This window comes from Desulfobaculum sp. SPO524 (assembly GCF_044987625.1).
In the GTDB taxonomy this organism is placed as follows: Bacteria; Desulfobacterota; Desulfovibrionia; order Desulfovibrionales; family Desulfovibrionaceae; genus Desulfobaculum.
Genome location: NZ_JBJDSB010000001.1, coordinates 1,172,642 through 1,192,206 on the forward strand (window position 1 = coordinate 1,172,642; position 19,565 = coordinate 1,192,206).

At 62.4% G+C, this 19,565-nt stretch carries 15 protein-coding genes; 5 read left to right on the top strand and 10 right to left on the bottom strand.

Features of this window, described 5'->3' with window-relative positions; translation table 11 throughout:
* Nucleotides 1–47 precede the first annotated feature (47 nt).
* The 3 genes from ACI3L3_RS04995 to ACI3L3_RS05005 are packed head-to-tail and all read right to left on the bottom strand — an operon-like array spanning nt 48 to nt 4,005.
* The gene (locus ACI3L3_RS04995) at nt 48–1,436 is read right to left on the bottom strand and encodes a deoxyribodipyrimidine photo-lyase (RefSeq protein WP_404843989.1); all 1,389 of its coding nucleotides are present in this window, start codon (nt 1,434–1,436) and stop codon (nt 48–50) included.
* A 9-nt stretch (nt 1,437–1,445) separates the two neighbouring features.
* The gene (locus ACI3L3_RS05000; RefSeq protein ID WP_404843990.1) at nt 1,446–3,002 is read right to left on the bottom strand and encodes an SDR family oxidoreductase; all 1,557 of its coding nucleotides are present in this window, start codon (nt 3,000–3,002) and stop codon (nt 1,446–1,448) included.
* Between the two features lie 7 nt (nt 3,003–3,009).
* Nucleotides 3,010–4,005 carry a YbgA family protein gene (locus ACI3L3_RS05005; RefSeq protein WP_404843991.1) on the bottom strand — a complete coding sequence of 332 codons (996 nt, stop codon included), beginning with the start codon at nt 4,003–4,005 and terminating at the stop codon, nt 3,010–3,012.
* Nucleotides 4,006–4,100: 95 nt separating this feature from the next.
* Between ACI3L3_RS05005 and ACI3L3_RS05010 the strand changes: the two genes are divergently transcribed.
* The 4 genes from ACI3L3_RS05010 (at nt 4,101) to ACI3L3_RS05025 (ending at nt 10,909) form a co-directional block, all read left to right on the top strand.
* Nucleotides 4,101–5,225, top strand: coding sequence for an NAD(P)/FAD-dependent oxidoreductase (locus ACI3L3_RS05010; protein WP_404843992.1), 1,125 nt, complete (start codon nt 4,101–4,103; stop codon nt 5,223–5,225).
* 202 nt (nt 5,226–5,427) lie between these two features.
* Entirely contained in the window at nt 5,428–6,156 is a 729-nt protein-coding gene (locus ACI3L3_RS05015) for a hypothetical protein (RefSeq protein WP_404843993.1), read from the top strand.
* 209 nt (nt 6,157–6,365) lie between these two features.
* A complete protein-coding gene (locus ACI3L3_RS05020) occupies nt 6,366–8,711 on the top strand; it encodes a DEAD/DEAH box helicase (RefSeq protein ID WP_404843994.1) in 2,346 nt (781 codons plus the stop codon).
* A gap of 851 nt (nt 8,712–9,562) precedes the next feature.
* On the top strand, nt 9,563–10,909 hold the full coding sequence (locus tag ACI3L3_RS05025) for a glutamine synthetase family protein (RefSeq protein ID WP_404843995.1): 1,347 nt from the start codon (nt 9,563–9,565) through the stop codon (nt 10,907–10,909).
* Between the two features lie 632 nt (nt 10,910–11,541).
* Here the strand turns inward: ACI3L3_RS05025 and hisG are convergent.
* The 6 genes from hisG to ACI3L3_RS05055 form a co-directional block, all read right to left on the bottom strand.
* Nucleotides 11,542–12,447, bottom strand: coding sequence for an ATP phosphoribosyltransferase (gene hisG, locus ACI3L3_RS05030; RefSeq protein ID WP_404843996.1), 906 nt, complete (start codon nt 12,445–12,447; stop codon nt 11,542–11,544).
* Nucleotides 12,447–12,836 carry a phosphoribosyl-AMP cyclohydrolase gene (gene hisI, locus ACI3L3_RS05035; protein ID WP_404843997.1) on the bottom strand — a complete coding sequence of 130 codons (390 nt, stop codon included), beginning with the start codon at nt 12,834–12,836 and terminating at the stop codon, nt 12,447–12,449. The genes hisG and hisI overlap by 1 nt, the downstream gene beginning before the upstream one ends.
* 7 nt (nt 12,837–12,843) lie before the next feature.
* Complete coding sequence (gene rlmN / locus ACI3L3_RS05040; protein WP_404843998.1) at nt 12,844–13,899, bottom strand: 23S rRNA (adenine(2503)-C(2))-methyltransferase RlmN; 1,056 nt, start codon at nt 13,897–13,899, stop codon at nt 12,844–12,846.
* A gap of 167 nt (nt 13,900–14,066) precedes the next feature.
* A complete protein-coding gene (locus tag ACI3L3_RS05045) occupies nt 14,067–15,392 on the bottom strand; it encodes an HD domain-containing protein (protein ID WP_404843999.1) in 1,326 nt (441 codons plus the stop codon).
* Nucleotides 15,393–15,474: 82 nt separating this feature from the next.
* On the bottom strand, nt 15,475–16,749 hold the full coding sequence (locus ACI3L3_RS05050; protein WP_404844000.1) for a dihydroorotase: 1,275 nt from the start codon (nt 16,747–16,749) through the stop codon (nt 15,475–15,477).
* A 9-nt stretch (nt 16,750–16,758) separates the two neighbouring features.
* On the bottom strand, nt 16,759–17,685 hold the full coding sequence (locus ACI3L3_RS05055) for an aspartate carbamoyltransferase catalytic subunit (protein WP_404844001.1): 927 nt from the start codon (nt 17,683–17,685) through the stop codon (nt 16,759–16,761).
* Between the two features lie 428 nt (nt 17,686–18,113).
* Between ACI3L3_RS05055 and ACI3L3_RS05060 the strand changes: the two genes are divergently transcribed.
* Nucleotides 18,114–18,902, top strand: coding sequence for a septal ring lytic transglycosylase RlpA family protein (locus ACI3L3_RS05060; RefSeq protein WP_404844002.1), 789 nt, complete (start codon nt 18,114–18,116; stop codon nt 18,900–18,902).
* On the opposite strand, the gene ACI3L3_RS05065 is transcribed toward ACI3L3_RS05060, so the two are convergent.
* Nucleotides 18,892–19,179: an integration host factor subunit alpha gene (locus ACI3L3_RS05065; protein WP_404844003.1), complete on the bottom strand. Its 288-nt coding sequence runs from the start codon at nt 19,177–19,179 to the stop codon at nt 18,892–18,894. The two genes, ACI3L3_RS05060 and ACI3L3_RS05065, sit on opposite strands and share 11 nt — an antisense overlap.
* Nucleotides 19,180–19,565 lie beyond the last annotated feature (386 nt).

Consider the following 19,565-nt stretch of genomic DNA (forward strand, 5'->3'; position numbering starts at 1 on the left):
CATCACGCGATGCCGGGGGCTTTTGGTATTTCGAGAAGCGGGCAGGCCTACAGCAGGCGCATCTGCTGCTGGGCGTTGCCGTAGGCGCGGATGTAGGCGTCCACGTCAAACTTGCGGCGGCAGCCGCGTTCGTTCATATAGCGCACGGTTCCAAAGACATCGCGCTCGCGCCAGCCCCGGTCGTGCACGCCGCCGATGGACCACATCACCCCCACGTAGCCGTTGGGGTCGCGGCCATCAAGCTGGTAGCGGTCGTTGAGGTATATGGCCGTGTCCAGCGCCTCCTCGGGCGTCCGCGACCATTCCAGAATCTTCTTGGCCCAGAACATGCGCATGTAGTTGTGCATAAAGCCCGTGCGCACCATTTGCAGCTGGGCCGCATTCCACAGGGCGCTGTGGGTCTGCGCCCGCTCAAAGGCCTCACGCATGTACACATGCGGGCGCGCGTCATCGCGGTGGGCGTCCAGCGTGCGCCGCGCCCAGTCCGGTGCGCCGTCCAAGCTGTCGTAACGCTCGTTGTGCAGGCAAAAGTTGTCCGTGAGCTCCCGGCGCACCACCAACTGTTCCAAAAACGCGGTCACGCCCTCGCCGCGCCCGCAGGCGCTGGCCGCAAGGGCCACCCGGTGCGCCGACACCTGCCCAAAGTGCAGATACGGCGACAGCATGGACACGCCATCCACCGTAGGGTCACTGCTCGTCTCGTGGTAGCGGCGGACGCGGCTGTGCAGGAACTCTTCCATGCGCCGCAGGCCCGCGTCCGCGCCCGGCGGCAGGTCCACGGCCGGGACGGCGTCGTCGGCCTGCACCCAGCGTCGCAGGGCGTCCACGTCTGAGGCGTCACCATCCGGGGCATCCACACCCAGCTCCGCGCCGGAGGCGCGCGGCGGCGTCAGCTCCGGGAACGGCTCCAGAAACTCATCCAGCATGCGGTGGATTTTGGGACGGATGGTGCGGGCGGCGTATTCCTGCTTGTCCGACACATGCCGGCAGGGAACGATATTGTGGGCGTCCACTTCGTCTACCGTACAGACCACGGCGCGCGCCACATCCGCCAGCCACTGCTGTTTCAGGCGCAGCGGGTCAAAGTCCGTCACCAGCCGCGCCGCGCGGACTTCGGCCAGATACCCCGGCAGGGTTTCGGGCGCGGCCCCGCGCAGGACGGTGAAAGGTATGCCCACCTGCGCCAAACGCCGGGCCGTCTCCGCCAGCCCGCGCAGCAGAAAGTCATACTGCCGGCGCGTGGCTCCAAGAAAGGTCCGCGACAGGCAAAACACCACCACAAGGGGCACGCCCGCATCGTCGGCGCAGTCGCGCGCGTGCAGCAGCGCCCAATTGTCATCCGCGCGCTGGTCGCGGCTCATCCAGTACACAACAGGCCCGGTTCCGCCCGCGCCATCACGGACGCGGCGGACACGGGCCGGATGAACGGTATGCATCGTGTCTCCTCAATCAGTTTTGGAAGGCGGCGCGTCCTGCGCCTCGGGCAAAACGCACATGCCGCCACTGCCGGAAAAGGCGCGCGGGGCGTCACACACGGCGCATCCCGTGCGTCCGGCAATGGTGCGGAGCATGCCCTTGAACAGCCAGCCGTGCACCGGATACAGGCTGTACCAATAGGCAATACCCACAAGGCCGCGCGGCAGAAAGCGCGCCACCTGCGCAAGCTCCGTCCCCCCGTCCTCGGTGGGCGTCAGGGAAAATTGCAAAATCGCCTCGCCCGGAAGCTTCATCTCCGCCAGCAGTTGCAGGCGGCTGTTTTCCTCCACGGCGGTAACGCGCCAAAAATCCAGCGCGTCGCCGGGGCGCAGGTCGTCCGGGTCGCGGCGGCCGCGGCGCAGGCCCACGCCGCCAATGAGCCGGTCCACAAGGCCGCGCAGCATCCACAGCGGCTCGGCGTAATACCAGCCGTGTACGCCGCCAATGCCCCGAATGGTTTTCCACACGCGCTCCGGCGGGCAGGCCAGCACCACCTTGTGGTTGGACTCCAGCACCGTGCCCCCGGCATAGGGCGCATCGCCGCAGGCCAGCCACTCGGGCGGAAGCAATTCCCCGGCATCGGCCCAGCAGGTTTCCACCTCGTGCTGACGCACGCGGTCGAGAGCGCGGCGGATGGCCTGCCGTACGGTGAGCGTTTGGCGGGGGATGACCGCCGCTATGCGCGACTCGTGGCACACCACCTCATTGCGCAGGCCCTCCGCAAGGGGGCGCGCCAAGGCCGCAGGTACGGGCGTGACGAGGTGTATCCACCACGACGAGAGCTTGGGGGTAAACACGGGCACCGGGATGACCAGCCGCCGACGCAGCCCGGCCTCCTCGGCGTAGATGCGAAAAATCTGCTCGTAGTCCAGCACGTCCGGGCCGCCAATGTCGTAAGTCTGCCCCGCCGTCTGCGGCGCTTCAAGGCAGCCCTGCAGGTAGCCCAGCACATCGGTGATGGCGATAGGCTGGCACAGGGTGCGCACCCAGCGCGGGGTGACCATCACCGGGAGCCTGTCCACAAGGTAGCGCATGATTTCAAAGGACGCGCTGCCCGAGCCAAGAATCATGGCCGCGCGCAAAAAGGTGACCGGCACCGGCCCCTCGGCCAGCACATGCGCCGTCTCCATGCGCGAGCGCAAATGGTGGGACAGGTCCGGGTCGTCCTCGTCCCCCAGCCCGCCAAGGTAAATAATGCGCGATACGCCCTGCTCCGCCGCGGCTTCGGCCATGTGGCGGGCGGCATCACGGTCCGCGCTGGCAAAATCCTTCTGCCCCGGCACCATGGAGTGGACAAGGTAATACGCAACCTCAACGCCCCTGAGCGCCGCCGAGAGGGATGCGCGGTCGTGCACATCCGCTCCGGCGACTTCAAGATTCGGGTGGCCGCCCCATGGCCGCCCCCGCAGCTTCACTGCGGAGCGCGCCACGGCGCGCACGGCGTACCCGGCCTCCAGCAGGCGGGGCACAAGGCGCCCGCCCACGTAGCCTGTGGCGCCGATAACGGCCACCCGTGTTTTCTGCATTGCGGCATCAGGCATGGAACAACAGCTTCAGTTCCTTAGGATGCGGGTTCAGGTACACCTGCTGACGCAGGTAGTCGTTGTCGTATTTGCGCACGTAGTGGTTCACCAGCGTCAGCGGCGATATCCACGGCACAAGGCCCTTGCGGTACGCTTCAATGAGGTCCAAAAGCTCCTGCTTCTCATCCGAAGACAGGTCCTCTTTGAAGTGCCCAAGGATGTGCGTGAGCACGTTGACGTGGTTCTTCACCGTGGCCTTTTTGGCCATGGCGCGACTGAGCAGCTCCCAGTAGGTGGCGGCAAGCTCGTCCGGGTCCATATCTTTGCCTCCGGCCACCAGCTTGCCCATCTCGCGGTACACACTTTGGTTGTGCGAGAGGATGAGCATCTTGTGCCGGGTGTGGAAGTCCACCAACGCGCCCATGGTGAAGCCCGCCTTCATCAAATTGCGCCACCGCCACGTGACAAACAGGCGCTTGATGAAGTTCTCGCGCAGGCCCATATCGTTCAGGCGGCCGTCTTCCTCAAAGGGCAGCATGGGGAAGTGGTCCATAAACATGCGCGCCCACATGCCCACACCGGTATACAGCGGCTGGCCGTTCTCCTGAAACACCTTCACGCGCTCCATACCGCTGGACGGCGAGCGCGACTTGAAGATGTAGCCGCACAGGTCTTCGTTCTCCAGTTGACGCAGGCGGGACTTGCCCCACGTCTGCATCGTTTCCGTCCAGTCCGTTCCGGACTCACGCCCCACAAGGCGCGGACTGTCCACGTCCCCCACAAGGCGCACGGCCTCGCGCGGGATGGGCATACCGCACTCCACCTCCGGGCACACGGGGACAAACTCCACAAACTGCCCGAGGACATCGCGGATATATTTGTCCAACTTGTGCGTGCCGTCATAGCGGACCTCGTCACCAAGCAGGCACCGGGCAATGCCAAGACGGATGGGCTGTGTGTCATGACCGGCTTCGGCCATGTCGTGGGATTTCAGGTTCTCATCCACGTGAATAACTCCTTACAAGCTAGCATTGTACTCCCAGTAGGCGCAGGGTATAGTGGCAGGATACACCCTTCCCGCTGAGCTGAAAAGGAGAGCGCATGGGTAAGCATCTCATTCTGGCCGGTGGCGGCCACGCGCATGTGGCGGTCATTGACGGCCTCAAGGACTTCATCGACCGCGGCCACTCGGTCACCCTCGTCAGCCCCGCCCCGCGCCACCACTACTCCGGCATGGGGCCGGGGATGCTGGGCGGCGCCTACACGCCAGACGACATCAGCTTTCCCGTTGAGGCCATGGCCACAGCCAAGGGCGCGGCCTTTGTGCAGGACGCCATAGAGCGCATCGACAGCGCAGAGCGCGCCGTCACCCTCGCCTCGGGCACAGTGCTGCACTACGACGTCCTCTCCCTCAATATCGGCAGCGGCGTGCCCACTCTCGGCACCACTCCCCCCGGCCCGGAGGACGGCGTCTACCCCGTTAAACCCATCGACAACCTGCTCATGGCGCGTGAACGCATGCTGGACCTGCTGCAGGAGCGCGAGCCCAACGTCCTTGTGGTCGGCGGCGGCCCCGCCGCCCTTGAGATTGCGGGCAACACCTGGGGCGCAGCCCGCCGCGTACGCGACGAGCACGGCGGACGCATGCCCCGCATCCGCATTCTGGCGGGGAAGCACTTCCTCTCCCGCGCGCATCCCGGCGTGGCCCGCCGCGCGCGAAAAAGCCTCACCCGGCGCGACATTTCCATCATTGAGCACGGCTACGCCACATCCATCGCCCCCGGATCCGTCACGCTGGACAACGGCGAAGTCTTCAGCGGCGACATTATCTTTCTGGCCCTTGGCGTGCGCCCGCCAGAGCTTATCGCGGCCTCGGGCCTGCCGACAGGCCCGGACGGCGGACTGTCCGTAAACCGGCACCTGCAGAGCATTGGCGCGCCGCGCATCTTTGGCGGCGGCGACTGCATCCACTTTAAGGAGCAGCCGCTGGACAAGGTGGGCGTCTACGCCGTGCGCCAGCATGCCGTCCTGCCCGGCAACCTGCTTGCGGCGCTGGAGGGCCGCCCCCTCACGCCCTTCAACCCCGGCGGACAGTATCTGCTGGTGTACAACCTTGGCGACGGCACAGGCATCTTCCACAAGGGCCCTCTTGTATTCGGCGGCGCGCCCGCGTGGTGGATTAAGGACTTCATCGACAGACGATTTATGCAAAAGTTTCGGACATAGGCCCCGCGCACCTTCTGCCCCCGAACCCGCCGCAGCAGCACGGGTTTTCCCATGGCAGCGGGAGAAAATCGGCGCAAAAAAGCGCGCCGCGCGCACTTTGGGCGCAAGTCTTCTCTTGACAAGGACACAGGGAATGTATTCCTTCATTCACAGCCGGAACGCTTTTGAGAAAGCAATCCCATCCCGGCCCTTCAGGTGCTCCATGAGACCCTCCCTGTCCGCCGCCTTCGGCCTCGTTCTCCTTCTCGCGATGACATCCTCCGCCTTTGCGTTTCCAAACGCACCGCTGGTTCTTGCCTATCGTGTTACGGAGCCGGGGGCCGACGTCCGTATGCAGGACTGCCTTGTGGAACCCTCCAAAGAAGGCTGGCGCCTGACGATACATTCGCAGGGCGCCTCCCGGGCCATTGTCGCCACGGCCACTATGGAGACCATAGTTGAGGAGTATCGCGCCCCGCAGAGCGATACCCGCCTCATCCTCCGCAAGACCGACAGCGTGCTGGAACTGACCGGCCACAAAGGGCAAAGCGCCGTGCAGAAAGGCTACCGGGCCACAGCGCCCTGGGTTGCCTCCCCTCTGCAACTGTGCGCCGCTGTTCTCGCCGGCACGGACGAAATCCGGTTCTGTACCGCAAACGCGCGGCAGGACACCTTCTGGCGCGTCACCCTCCACCGCGAGGGGACGGAAGACATCAGCATCTGCGGCAAACGCGTCAGCGCGGTGCGCTACGAATACACCGCCACCGACTTCCTCGGAAAAAGCAGGAAGTCCACCTACTGGTACCGGGCAGACGACGGACTGCTTCTTGCCATGCAAGACCAGCCAAACGCCAACGCGGCCCCAACAAAACGAGTGGAACTCGTCCGGGAAACACCGCTTGAAGGCGTCCGTACCGTTGCCCACCTGCGCGGCCCCACGCCACCGGCGTGAGCGCCAGCAGCAGCCGCCTTCGCCCGCTCCATGCGTGGCCAGCACCCGAAGTCCGACCTTGCTTCATCCGGTCGGCTCGGCCCAGACGCACCCCACGGCGCGACCTTGGTCCGACTGAAGAAATTTTCGCGGGACTGGTCAAAATCAATAAAGCATGGCACATAATGACGGGTCGAAGATACGTAAACGTTTACGAGGAAACGTGTTTCATGAGTGATGACCACAGCATTTTTGGCCTGAAACCCGCCAAGAAACAGCCGACCAAGGACAAAAGCGCCGACGCACCGCAGGCAGACTCCGGGAAGAAAGAGGCTTCAAAGCCCGTTGAGTCCAATGGTGCAGCCCCAAAAGCGGCAGACGGCGCCAAGGACAAACCGTCCCGCCCCCGCCGCCCGCGCAGACGCCGCTCCGCGCGCAAACCGCGCTCAGCCGCGCCTCAGGACGCCGCGCAAAACGACGCGCCCAAGTCCGCTTCCGACTCTGCCCCGAAGTCCGCACCCGAATCCGCACAAAGCGCGCCCAAGCAGGCAGAGAGCCCCGAGGCGTCCTCAAAGGCCGCCCCCAAAGCGAGCGCAGAAGCAAGCCAGGACAAGCCCGCGTCCAAGCCGCGCCCCAAGCGCCGGCGCAGCTCCTCAAGGCGCTCCAAAGCCTCCAAACCCTCCGCACGCGAGAACGCGCCCCAGGCTTCCGCACCCAAAGCTCCGGCCGCTCCCAGCGCCGAGCAGGAACCTGCGGCCTCTCCCGCAGCAGAGAAGGATACCACCATAGCTTCACCCCCAGAACACCCCAAGGCGTCCAAGGCCGACGAGCGCTCCAGCGCCCCCACTCACGCCGAAGACGCCCCCGCAGAGCGCCCCGAGCCCGCCAAAGAGCAGGAAGCGCCCAAGCAGGAAGCCCCCGCACCGGCCGCCAAGCCCAAGCGGAAGCCCGCACAGAGCGTGGCCGAAGTGCCCGAGGATGAAACGCTGCCCGAAATTACCCTGAGCGATCTGCCCCAGCATCTGCAGGATGCCTGCGCCCGCGCCGGGTGGGACAAGCTCATGCCCGTACAGGCCAAGGCCATCCCCTATCTGCTCGCCAACCGCGACCTGATGATTCAGTCGCGCACCGGCAGCGGCAAGACCGGCAGCTTCGGCCTGCCCATTCTCGACCGCGTCGAAGTGGGCCGCAACGAATGTCAGGCCCTTGTCCTTGTCCCCACGCGTGAACTCGCCCAGCAGGTCGCCCGCGAAATCGAACTGCTGGCCCAAGGCACCGGCCTGCGCACCGTCGCCGTGTTTGGCGGCACCAGCTACAAGGCGCAGCTCGACGCCTTCCGCGAAGGCGCACACGTCGTCGTCGGCACCCCGGGCCGCGTTCTCGACCATCTGCTGCGCGGCTCCCTCAGCCTCAAAGGCATCGACACCCTCGTCTTCGACGAAGCCGACCGTATGCTGTCCATCGGCTTCTACCCCGACATGAAGCAGGTGCAGACCTATCTGCCCCGCCGCGACATCAGCATGCTCATGACCTCCGCCACCTACCCCCCGCACGTTCTGCGGCTGGCCGGCGAGTTCATGGACAAGCCCCAGATTCTGTCCCTCTCCAGCGCGCAGGTGCACGTGGCCGAGACGCCCCACGTCTACTTCGAGTGCCCCGCCATGCAGAAGGACCGCGCCCTCGTGCGCATCATCGAGCTGGAAAATCCGGCCACGGGCTTCATCTTCTGTAATACCAAGCAGCACGTGCATTATCTGACCACCGTGCTCAAGCGCTTCGGCTACGACGCCGACGAACTCTCCGGCGACCTCACACAGGCCAAGCGCGAAAAGGTGCTCGAACGCCTGCGCAAACGCGAACTGCGCTTCCTCATCACTACCGACGTCGCCGCACGCGGTATCGACATCCCCGACATCTCGCACGTCTTCATGTACGAGCCGCCCGAGGATCACGAGGTCTACATCCACCGCGCCGGTCGCACCGGCCGCGCCGGAGCCTCCGGTGAGGTCATCTCCCTGGTGGACGTCATGGAACGCCTCTCCCTTGAGCGCATCGCCAAGACCTATTCCATCACCCTCGAAAAGCGCGACCTGCCCTCCGACGACGACCTCGCCGCCGAAGTCGGCAACCGCGTTACCGCCCTGCTGGAAGCACGCTTCCGCGATATCGACGCCGTCACCCGCGAGCGCCTGCAACGCTTCGTGCCCCTCGTTCGCTCCCTCAGCGAGCACGAGGACATCGTCCAGCTCGTCGCCATGCTGCTCGACGAGACCTACCAAAAGACCCTGCACGATACGCCGCAGCCGCCCACAGAAGACGACGACACCCCCGCCGCCCCCAAGGACGACGCCCCCCGCAGCGAAAGAAAACGCCCCAGCAGAGGCTCCAGCAGCAGAAACCGCGGCCGGAAAAAGCCCGCAGAAGCACGCTCCGACAGCCCGCGCCCCAAACAGGACGCACCAAAGCAGGACGCGCAGCAAAACGGCGACACCAACGACAAGCCCAAACGCAAACGCCGCCCCCGTCGCCGCAGAAAAAAGAAACCCGCCACCAACAATAACGGCGGTCAGGATTAAAACGCAGACAAGCCGCCAGCCCCACAAGGGCTGGCGGCTTTTTTTGGGAGTTTTTTTTGCTCCGCAGGCTTTAGGTCTTAGGTCGTTCGGCCTGAAAGGACGAAGGCCCTTAGAGATAAAGAGAGCCTCCGGCGGCTCAAGGGTGTGACACCCTTGAAAATCCCCAGGATTTTCGGGGCGGAAGCCGCCCCGAAAATAGGGGTGGGCGGGCGGGTTCTTCTGCCTTCTCTTTGTTCTTCACACACCTCAAACAGGGATTCTCACCGCCCATCACACCGCGCCGACGCCCCCCCAAAAAAATATCTACCAATCCACACGGACGAGAGCCATCAGGGGTGACGACAGCGCCATATAAAGCCGCCCGGTCTGTGCGCGAATGGGATTTTTAAGGGCGGTAGCCCTTAAACCGCCGGAGGCTCTCTTTCTCTCTGAGGCCGTCCTGGCCAAGAAAGGCGCTCCTGACACAATTGGCGCCCCTAAAATCGTCATATCCTTGTCACGCGAGCGAAAGAGGGTGTAGGGTGCGTAGTGATATTCTGTGTGGGGCACAGGGCTGTACGATGGTGCTGCTGAGCCATGCGGCACGGCGGAAATGCGTGGGGGGATATTGCGCACGCTGTGCACGTTAAAAAATGTAGATTTGCATTTTTGTTGATTTTTTGCGCTTGAAAAGCACTCAAAGAAACATTTTTGTTAAAATAAAAAATTTGCCATTCAGGCGGGTTCTTGCTATCCGCTTGTCTCACAAGGTTTTTCCACTCTTGGCCCGGCTCTTGTAATGGAAAGACCAGAACGACGACGATGAAGGCTTTTCGTCCTTTACACGAATACACATTCCCGGAGGGATACTCATGGAACAGGCCCCTGTCTTCAACTGCAAAAACGCCGATGACGTCCTGAAAGCTGTCCGCGACTACAACGTCAGCTTCATTCAGTTTTGGTTCATCGACACGCTTGGCACGCTCAAGAGCTTTCAGGTAACGCCCAGCGAGCTTGAGGCCGCCTTTGAAGAAGGCATGGGCTTTGACGGCTCCTCCATCCTCGGCTTTACCCGCATTGAGGAATCCGACATGGTCGCCATCCCGGACCCCACCACCTTCCAGATGGTGTCCTGGCGCCCCACGGACCGTCCTGTTGCCCGCATGTTCTGCGACATCAAGCTGCCGGACATGACTCCTTACGAAAACGATCCCCGCCACGTGCTGCGCAAGGTCATCGCCAAGGCCGCCGAGAAGGGCTACACCTTCTACGTTGGCCCCGAGCTGGAGTTCTTCGTTTTCGGCAACTCCCGCAGCCCCGAGCTGATGGACGTGGGCGGCTACTTTGACGCACCGCCGCTCGACCTCGGCAACGACATCCGCCGCGAAATCATTTTCGCACTGCAGAGCATGGGCATTCAGGTGGAATACTCCCACCACGAAGTCGCCCCCTCGCAGCACGAAATCGACCTGCGCTACAATGAAGGCCTCAAGATGGCCGACATCGCCACCACCTACCGCGTGGTGACCAAGGAAGTTGCACGCAAGCACGGCGCCTACGCCACCTTCATGCCCAAGCCCATCTTCGGTCAGAACGGCTCCGGCATGCACGTGCACCAGTCCCTGTTCAAGAACGGCCGCAACGTGTTCTTTGACCCGAAGGACCCCCACGGCCTTTCCGCCGAGTGCAAATCCTACATCGCTGGCCTGCTGAAGCACGCCAAAGAATTCTGCTGCATCACCAACCAGTGGGTAAACTCCTACAAGCGCCTCGTGCCCGGCTACGAGGCCCCCGTGTACATCGCCTGGGCCCAGCGTAACCGCTCCGCCCTCATCCGCGTGCCCATGTACAAGCCCGGTAAGGAAGCAGCCACCCGCATCGAACTTCGCAACCCCGACCCGGCAGCCAACCCCTACCTCTGCTTTGCCGTCCAGCTTGCCGCTGGCCTGAAGGGCATCGAGGAAGGCTACGAGCTCGCCCCCGCCGTGGAGGAAAACATCTTCGCCTTCACCGAAGAAGATATGGATACCCACGGCATCGAAGCACTGCCCGGCGACCTCTACTCCGCAGCCAAGGAGCTGGAGAAGTCCGAGCTTATGAAGGAGACCCTCGGCGAATCCCTCCACAAGAACCTCGTGGAAAACAAACTCGCCGAGTGGGACGCCTACCGCACCCACGTCTCCGAATTCGAGATCAACAGGTACCTGCCAGTCCTGTAATCGATCATACCTCCATTACCCTCTTCGACGCACTGCACACCGAAAAGCCCCCTTCCCCAAAGGGGGCTTTTCACGTTGTATGGCCCCGCCAACAGCATGTTGGGACCTTTTTTTGCTCCGCAGGCTTTCGGCCTTAGGTCGTTCGGCCTGTAAGGACGAAGGGCCTTAGAGATAAAGATAGCAGAGCTGCTCAAGGGTGTGACACCCTTGAGAATCCCCAGGATTTTCGGGGCGGAAGCCGCCCCGAAAATAGGGGTGGGCGGGCGGGTTCTTCTGCCTTCTGCTTTTGTCTTCGTAATCACACCCAACAGGGATTCTCACCGCTTGGGCCAACGCACCAAAGCCCCCCCCAAAAAAACTCTTCCCAACCACACGGACGAGAGCCGTCAGGGGTGACGACAGTTCCCTACAAAGCCGCCCGGTCTGTGCGCAAATGGGATTTTTAAGGGCGGTAGCCCTTAAACCGCCGGAGGCAAATCTTCACCCTTCCCCTCTCCTGCTCCCCCCTTCTTCCCAACGTCACCCGCCCACCCCACCTTCTCTCCAAAAGCACAAAAAAGCCCCGCCTCCCAAAAGGAAGGCGGGGCGTACTCATCATGCATGACGACCGGTCCGCATGGCGGACTGGCGAACTAGATGATCTTATTCAGCGAGTATTCGATGATGCCTTTGGCACCGAGGTCGACGAGCTTGGGGATGAGGTCGCGGACGACGGACTCGTTGACGATGATTTCGACGGAGACCCAGTCCTTGTTCCAGAGGTTGGCCACGGTGGGCGCGGTGATGGCTGGGAGTTCGTCGAGGATGGCCGGGATGCGGTCTTCGGGCACGTTCATCTTGAGGCCGACCATGGACTCGGCGTCGAGGGCGCCGTGCAGGAGCATGTCGATCTGTTCGATCTTTTTGCGCTTGACGGGGTCCTTGAGGGCCTCGGGGTTGGCGATGAGCTGGGCGTTGGACTGCATAAGCTCGGCGATGATGCGCAGACCGTGGGCCTTGATGGTGGTCCCGGTTTCGGTGACTTCAACGACGGCGTCGGCGAGGCCTTCGACGACCTTGGCTTCGGTTGCGCCCCAGGAGTACTCGACCTGCACGGGAATCCCGGCGTTGTCGAAGTACTCACGGGTGAAGTTCATAAGCTCGGTGGCTATTTTTTTCCCGGCGAGGTCCTCGGGGCGCTTGTAGGGGGAATCGCCGGCAACGGCGAGCACCCAGCGCGCGGGGCGGTTGGACACTTTGGAGTAGACGAGGTCGGAGATGACTTCGACGTCCTTGTCGCATCCTGTTTCGTGGAGCCAATCGCGGCCGGTCAGGCCGAGGTCAAGGGTGCCGTCGGCCACGTAGCGGGGAATTTCCTGAACGCGGCAGAGGTTGCACTTGAGGGCCTTGTCGTTGACGTCGGGGAAGTAGTTGCGGTGGTGCTGCCGGAGCTTCCAGCCTGCTCGGGCGAACAGGGAGATGGTTGCATCCTGAAGGGAGCCTTTGGGCAGTCCGAACTTGAGTACGGAACCGTTACCGTTGGTATTGTTGGCAGCCATTATTTGTAGACCTCCTTGGGGTCGAACACCACCGGGGAGCATTCGTTGATTTCGCCGTTTCGAAGTTCGCGGTAGAAGCAGGAGCGGTAGCCCTTGTGGCAGGCGGCGCCACCGAGCTGTTCAATGAGCAGGACAAGCGTGTCGTCGTCGCAATCTATGCGGACGGACTTGACCATTTGCACATGCCCGCTGGTTCCGCCTTTATGCCAGAGGGTCTGGCGGCTGCGGCTCCAGTAGTGGGCTTCGCCGGTTTCGAGGGTCTTTTCCCATGCGTCCTTGTTCATGTAGGCGAGCATGAGGACCTCTCCGGTATCGGCGTCCTGTGCGATGGCGGGAATGAGGCCGCCTTGTTTGTCAAAGTCCGGTGCGAACATGTGAATCCTCGTCAATGCGTTTTTATGACTGGGTGTTGTGCTTTGCCTTGAGCTGACCGCACGCCGCCGCAATATCCTGCCCTTTGCTTTTGCGCAGGATGGCGACGATGCCTTTGTCCCAGAGGACTTTCTCGAAGGCGAGCACGTCGTCGTGGTCTGGCGCCTCGTAGGGCGCGCCGGGGGCGGCGTTGTAGGCGATAAGGTTCACCTTCGCCTTGCGTGCTCCCAGCAGTTTGGCCAGCTGCCGCGCGTGCTCCGGCCTGTCGTTCACGCCGCGCAGCAGAATATATTCGTAGGTGACGCGTTCACGGGGCTTCAGGGGATAGGCGTCCAGCGTTGCCATAAGCTCATCCAGCGGAAGAGCCTTGGCCGCCTTGGGGAGCAGCTTTTCCCGAAGCTCCTGCGTCGGCGCATGCAGGGAGATGGCGAGCTGTGCCAGCTCACAATCCCCGAGCACCTCCAGTCCTTTAAGGATTCCAACACTTGAAACGGTGATGCGGCGTCGCGAGAAGCCAAGACCGTTTGCATCAGTCATGATTGTGAGGCTGGAGAGCACCTCCTGCACGTTGAGCAGGGGGTCGCCCATGCCCATGAAGACGATATTGCGCACGGGGGCGATTTCGTCTTCGTGCTCCGCTATGTAGTCCTGCGCAACGAGCACCTGAGCGAGAATTTCGCCCATGGTCATGTTGCGGGTAAAGCCCATCTGCCCGGTGCTGCAAAAGGTGCAGGCCATGGGGCAGCCCACTTGGCTGGAAAGACACTGGGTGGTGTGTCCTTCCTCGGGGATGATGACGGTTTCAATGAGTTCGCCATCGGCGAGGCGGAGCAGAAATTTTACGGTGCCGTCTTTGCTGACGGCGGTCTTTTCGCGTTCGGGGTACACCACGTCCGCGCACTCGGCCAACTTTTGGCGCAGGGCTTTGGAAAGGTTGGTCATCTCCGCGAAGTTGCGGGCGCGCTTCTGCCAAAGCCACTGGAACACCTGAGCGGCCCGAAAGCGGGATTCGCCAAGCTGTTGCAGGAACGATTGCAGTTCCTCAAAGGTGAGGTCGAGCAGGTTCGTCTTTGTGTTCATTCTGTCTTCTTTATCCATGGCGCACGGCCTGCGGCGCGTGGTGTTCCCGGTCCTGCGCCCTGTGGCGGCAGAGACGAGAGGACGGTGCGGGCTGACACCACCCGCACCGTGCTGTTCTCATGCTGTATGGCAGCCCGGAGCGCGCGGCCCCAGGCGGTATGATTGTGCTAGGAGAGGTTCTCGCGTTCCTTGTAGCGGATGACGAACTCCACGGCGTCGGGCACGGAGGTGACATCTCCGGCCACCTGCGCCTGCAGCAGCGCATCGCGGATGAGGCCGACGCTGGGGCCGGGCTGCATGCCGGTGAAGTCCATAATCTCGTTGCCATTGAGGAGGGGTTCCAGCATCTCCTCGGGCGTTTCGGTCCGCTCCATCATCTTCATGTTGTGATTGAACTCGGTGTAGTTGCCTTCTCTGGCCTTCACGGCGGCGCGCTCCATCTCGATGATGCGCTTGTGATCGGGAAGAACCATAAAGCGGCGGATACCCTTGTCCGTCAGCATGAAGCTGAAGCGCTTGTGGTAGCGCACAAGGTTGCAGATGAGGTCGATGTCCTCGGTGTCGAAGCGCAGGCGGTTCAGAATCTTTCTGGTGACCTGTGCGCCGACGCGGTGGTGCTGAAAGAAGTGCCACTTTCCGGCGAAGTATTCACCGGTGTAGAGCTTGCCCACGTCGTGGAACATGCAGGCGAGGGTCCCCTTCCAGTCGTAGGCGTTTTCCTCGGGGTAGTACTTCATGACCTTGAGCACGTGATCGAACACGCTTTCCTCTTCGTCCTGCACCATGTGCGAGACGCGGGAGAGCGCGGCAACCTCGGGGATGAGGCCATGCAGTAGCTGGCAGTCGAAGAGCAGACGCACGAAGAGGTGCATGTTCTCGGCTTCCACCTTGCGCCACTCGTCCATGATGTCGGACACGGACACATAGTCCAGAATACGGCGCACGCCACGGATAATGGCCAGCCACGTGTTCTTTTCAATGGGCAGGTGGTAGTTGGCGGCAAACCGCAGGGCGCGCACGCCGCGCAGATAGTCGCGCTTGAGGGTGTCGTCGGCGAAACCGCTCAGGCACACTTCGCCGCTTTCGAAGTCCTTGAAGCCCATGAACGAGTCTTCCTGCTCCTCCGGCAGGTAGGGGCAGGCAAGGCTGGCGGGAAGCTCGTTGGTCTGCTCCAGATGCTTGAGCAAACGGGGCGTCATCCGCGCCACGCAGTCTTCGGGATACGCGCCGTCCTTGGCCTCGATGGGGTAGAAACGGAAGAGGATGCCCTCTTCACGAAGCGCGGCAACGACTTTGGGCTCGTTGGTGTGCTCGATTTCCGGGAACAACTTGTCGAGGCCCCGGAAGTCGATATCCGTCATGATGTCCAGTTCAATATCGGTGCTGTCCCGCATGATCTCACGCTGAAGGCGCGCATTGACGACGTAGGCGTCATAGCCGTTTCGCATGATGGTCTTGCAGATTCCAACTGCGTCCTTGTACGGGTCGCTCATTTATCTCTCCGTTTAGCTAATGCACTCGGGCCGGTTCAAATCCGTGTGAAGGAAGGAACTATATGAAGCTCCTGCAGGAACGTCAAACGACACGGCGTCCTTCAACGTACAGAGCGGCGGTTCTGCCGAGCATTGTTTGCCCGGACAGGGGGGTATTCTTGCCTTTGGAGTGCATGGACCCCGGCGAAACCACCCAGAATTCCTCACGGTCGTACAGGACGAAGTCCGCGGGGTCGCCGGGGGCAAAGGTGTTGACGGGCAGGCCAAAGGCCTTGGCCGGGGCCGTGGTCCACGCGCGGATGAGATGGTCCATCTCAAGCACGCCCTTGTCCACGAGCTGCATGGTGGCGCTCAGCGCGGTGTCAAAGCCGGAGATGCCGTTGGGAGCCTGCGAGAACGGTTCTTCCTTTTCATGGGCGGCGTGGGGGGCGTGGTCGGTGGCGAGCATATCAATAACGCCGTCGCGCAGCGCCTGACGCATCACCTCCACATGCTCGGCGGGCCGCAGGGGCGGATTGACCTTGGCGGCGGTGTCGTAGCCTTCCACGGCCTCCTCGGTGAACATCAAATAATGCGGGCAGGTCTCGGCGGTGACGGGCACGCCGCGCTCCTTGGCCGCGCGGATCAGCTCCACGGACTCGCGGCAACTGACGTGAGCAATATGGATGGGCAGATTCAGATACTCGGCCAGCAAAATATCACGCGCCACTTGCAGACTTTCGGCCACGGTGGGCTGGCCCTTGAGGCCGAGGCGCGCACTCATAACGCCCTCGTTGATGCCGGTGCCAAGGGCCATGTGCGGGTCTTCGCAGTGGTCAATGACGGTGAGGCCAAAGTCCGAGGCATACTCCACAGCGCGGCGGAACAGCTCGCTGTTCTCCACGGGCAGGCCATCGTTGGAGACGGCGCGGCACCCTGCGTCCCGCAGCTCGCCCATGGGCGCAAGCTCGCGGCCCTTCAGGCCCATGGTCAGCGCCCCGATGGGGAACAGACGCGGGCCGCCCTGCGGAAACGCCGCGCGGGCCTTGTCCAGCATCTGCTCGGTGACGGCGGCGCAGTCGTTGACGGGGTCGGTATTGGCCATGCACATCACGGTGCCAAAACCGCCGTGAGCCGCCGCGGTCAGGCCGGTGGCGACGGTTTCCTTCCACTCAAAGCCCGGCTCGCGCAGATGGGTGTGCACGTCGATAAGGGCGGGCAAAAGCTGCATACCTTTGGCATCGACAATCTCTGCGTCCGCATACTCCTGCCCGCCAGCCGAAGGCCGAAGCTCCAGCACCGCGCCGCCGGAGAGAAGCAGATCGTGCGATTCGCCGCGCCATGTGGCGTTCTGAATAACTGTATCGGGTTTGGACACGCTGGCCCCCTAGTCTTTGCGGGTTATGAGGAGAAAGAGCACGGCCATGCGGATGGCAACGCCGGACGCCACCTGATCGAGGATGAGGCTGTCGGCCATGTCCGCAATCTCGGAAGACAGCTCCATGCCCCGGTTGATGGGGCCGGGATGCAGAATCTTGGCGTGGGGCTTCATCAGCTCCACATGCCGCATGCCAAGGCCGTAGGTGCGGGCGTATTCACGCAGGTCCGGCAGCAGGCCGTCCTGCTGGCGCTCCAGCTGCAGACGCAGGCACATCACGGCGTCCACGCCGGTCACGGCCTCGTCCAGATTGGTGTAGACCTCGACGGGCCACGTTTCCATGCGCGGTGGCAGCAGCGTTCTGGGGCCGCACACGCGCACCTTGACGCCCAGCGTGGTGAGCAAGTGCACATTGGAGCGCGCCACCCGGCTGTGGGTGATGTCGCCAAGGATGAGCAGGGTCTTGCCCTCGAACTCGCCATTCCATGCGCGGCGCAGGGTAAAGGCGTCCAAAAGCGCCTGTGTGGGGTGAGCGTGCCAGCCGTCACCGGCGTTGACCACCGCGCAGTTCAGGCGCTCGGCAATGAATTTTGCCGCGCCGCTGCGCGAGTCGCGCAGGACGATGGCATCGGGATTCATGGACTGGAGGGTGAGGACGGTATCCTTGAGGGTTTCGCCCTTGGTCAGGCTGCTGGAGCTTTTGGCAAGGGAGAACGTATCCGCCGAAAGGCGCTTTCCGGCCACGTCAAAGGACGTCTTGGTCCGTGTGGACGGTTCCGCAAAAAAAAGAACCACGCTCTTGCCTTTGAGCGTGGGGACTTTCTTAACGGAACGGGTATTGATCTCCATGAAGGATTCGGCGGCGTCAAATATTCGGTTCGCCTCGTCCACGGAGAGCATGTCGACATCGAGCAGGTCTTTATATGGCCACTTCATCAGGTCCCTCGCATTATGGTGAGGACCGGGATGCCGTCCCGGTCAGAAATCATCAGGTCATCCGTCCGGGAGTATCCTCTACCTCGACTAGGCTCCGGTTTCAAGGAAAAGCCGCGCCAAAACCGCACGCGAATGCAGGTCGCAGGCAAACACGCCCAAAACGCTGGGCTTTTTCCGCGCGTCGCCCGGTGGCGGAGCGACGCGCATCCGTGGCCGCCTGCGGGACGGCGAAACGGCGCGCCGACCGGCAAAATGTTCTCTATTTTATACGATATTTAAGATTGTTAAGTGCAAAAGGAACACTTTGAACATATGAAGTCCAAAGCGCGCGACGCCACCACTTGCCCGGCGGAAGACGTTGCGAACCCGGCAGGTCTTCGGGTATGAGGTCCACTGGATAGCCACACCTGACCTCATACGGAGCGCCCATGTCCCTTCGCCGTCTTGTTCTGCCCTGCATCGCCGCTGCGATGTGCGCCCTTGTGCTCACCGCCTGCGGCAAGAGCCGCCTCCCCGACGCCTCTCCCCTGCCCCGTACCGAGCGGCAGAGCTCAGCCTCGCACGGGCACAAGGCCGGACCATCCCCCAAGGGCACGTTCCGTCCCTACATTGTGGCGGGCAAGCGCTATCACCCGCTGGCAAAAGCCGACGGCTTCCGTCAGGAGGGGCTGGCCTCGTGGTACGGCAAAAAATTTCACGGCAGGAAGACGTCCAACGGCGAGCGCTACAACATGTATGACATGACCTGCGCGCACAAGATTCTGCCCATGAACACTGTGGTGCGGGTGACGAACAAAACCAACGGCAAAAGCGCGGTCTTCCGCGTCAACGACCGGGGACCGTTCGTCCAAAGCCGCATTGTGGACCTGTCCTATACGGGAGCGAAGCGTCTTGGGGTGGTAAAGCCGGGCACGGCTCCGGTGGTTCTGGAAGCCATAGGCATGGCAGGAGACAGCACCATTTCCGTCTCACGCTCGGTGGCGACGGGGCGCTATTACATTCAGGTGGGGTCGTTCACGGTACGCAGCAACGCAGAGCGCCTGCGCGCGGCCCTCAAAGACAGGGGCTACACGCAAAGCCGCATCCAGCGCGCTGAGATAAGCGGCCAGACATACTGGCGCGTCCAGGCAGGCGTGTTTGCGGGCATGGACAAGGCGAAACTCGCCCATGCCCGCTTAAAAAGCCGGTATCCCGGGAGCTTTGTGCTTACGGATTAAGCTCGGCGCGAAACTTCCGGGAAAGCCTGAACACCACGACCTTGCGCGGCGGCAGAACAATGGTCTCGTCCGTCTGCGGATTACGGCCCTTGCGGGCCTTCTTGTCGTAGGCCTCGAACTTGCCAAATCCGCTGATAAGCAGCGAATGGTCACGTTTCACGGCCTGCTTCATGATCTCCAGCAGGGATTCGACGTGGCCTTTGACTTCCGCTCTGTTTCTGTCGACCTTCTCGTAAATGCTGTCGACGATGTCGGCTTTGGTCAGCGTCTTGCCCATGTGGTCCTCCTCAGTTCCCCCGGTTTTTGATCGTTGTGTATGAATCATCCGGAACGGCCGGATAATCGCAACAGAGTACAATAGTGGCGGGAGCAGCGTGGATGGTACCCGGCGTCGGGTACGGTGGCGCCTCTGTGGTCTGCCCGTTCCTCTTGGCGGCCGCCGGACGATTGCGTACGGGCCGAGAGTTCAAGAAGCCGGGGGGACAAGCAGAACCTTTGGCGTTTACCCCACTGCACCTTGGCGGTGCGTCCACGGGTTGCCGGTGCTCACTGTACTGTCCATTTTCGATTTAAGCTCGAGTGCAGCATGAATTTCAGGCTGAAGCCCCGCTGGGCGGTGCCTCGTGAGAAGTCGTGGAGAATACGCGTCGAGCGTAATACAAT

Bases quoted from the DNA above. Each gene is read 5' to 3' on its own strand.
- ACI3L3_RS05060 (WP_404844002.1), top strand. From the start codon at position 18,114: ATGTCCCTTCGCCGTCTTGTTCTGCCCTGCATCGCCGCTGCGATGTGC.
- ACI3L3_RS05015 (WP_404843993.1), top strand. From the start codon at position 5,428: ATGAGACCCTCCCTGTCCGCCGCCTTCGGCCTCGTTCTCCTTCTCGCG.
- ACI3L3_RS05010 (WP_404843992.1), top strand. From the start codon at position 4,101: ATGGGTAAGCATCTCATTCTGGCCGGTGGCGGCCACGCGCATGTGGCG.
- ACI3L3_RS05000 (WP_404843990.1), bottom strand. From the start codon at position 3,002: ATGCAGAAAACACGGGTGGCCGTTATCGGCGCCACAGGCTACGTGGGC.
- ACI3L3_RS04995 (WP_404843989.1), bottom strand. From the start codon at position 1,436: ATGCATACCGTTCATCCGGCCCGTGTCCGCCGCGTCCGTGATGGCGCG.
- ACI3L3_RS05045 (WP_404843999.1), bottom strand. From the start codon at position 15,392: ATGAGCGACCCGTACAAGGACGCAGTTGGAATCTGCAAGACCATCATG.
- ACI3L3_RS05025 (WP_404843995.1), top strand. From the start codon at position 9,563: ATGGAACAGGCCCCTGTCTTCAACTGCAAAAACGCCGATGACGTCCTG.
- ACI3L3_RS05065 (WP_404844003.1), bottom strand. From the start codon at position 19,179: ATGGGCAAGACGCTGACCAAAGCCGACATCGTCGACAGCATTTACGAG.
- hisG (WP_404843996.1), bottom strand. From the start codon at position 12,447: ATGGCTGCCAACAATACCAACGGTAACGGTTCCGTACTCAAGTTCGGA.
- ACI3L3_RS05055 (WP_404844001.1), bottom strand. From the start codon at position 17,685: ATGAAGTGGCCATATAAAGACCTGCTCGATGTCGACATGCTCTCCGTG.
- ACI3L3_RS05020 (WP_404843994.1), top strand. From the start codon at position 6,366: ATGAGTGATGACCACAGCATTTTTGGCCTGAAACCCGCCAAGAAACAG.
- rlmN (WP_404843998.1), bottom strand. From the start codon at position 13,899: ATGAACACAAAGACGAACCTGCTCGACCTCACCTTTGAGGAACTGCAA.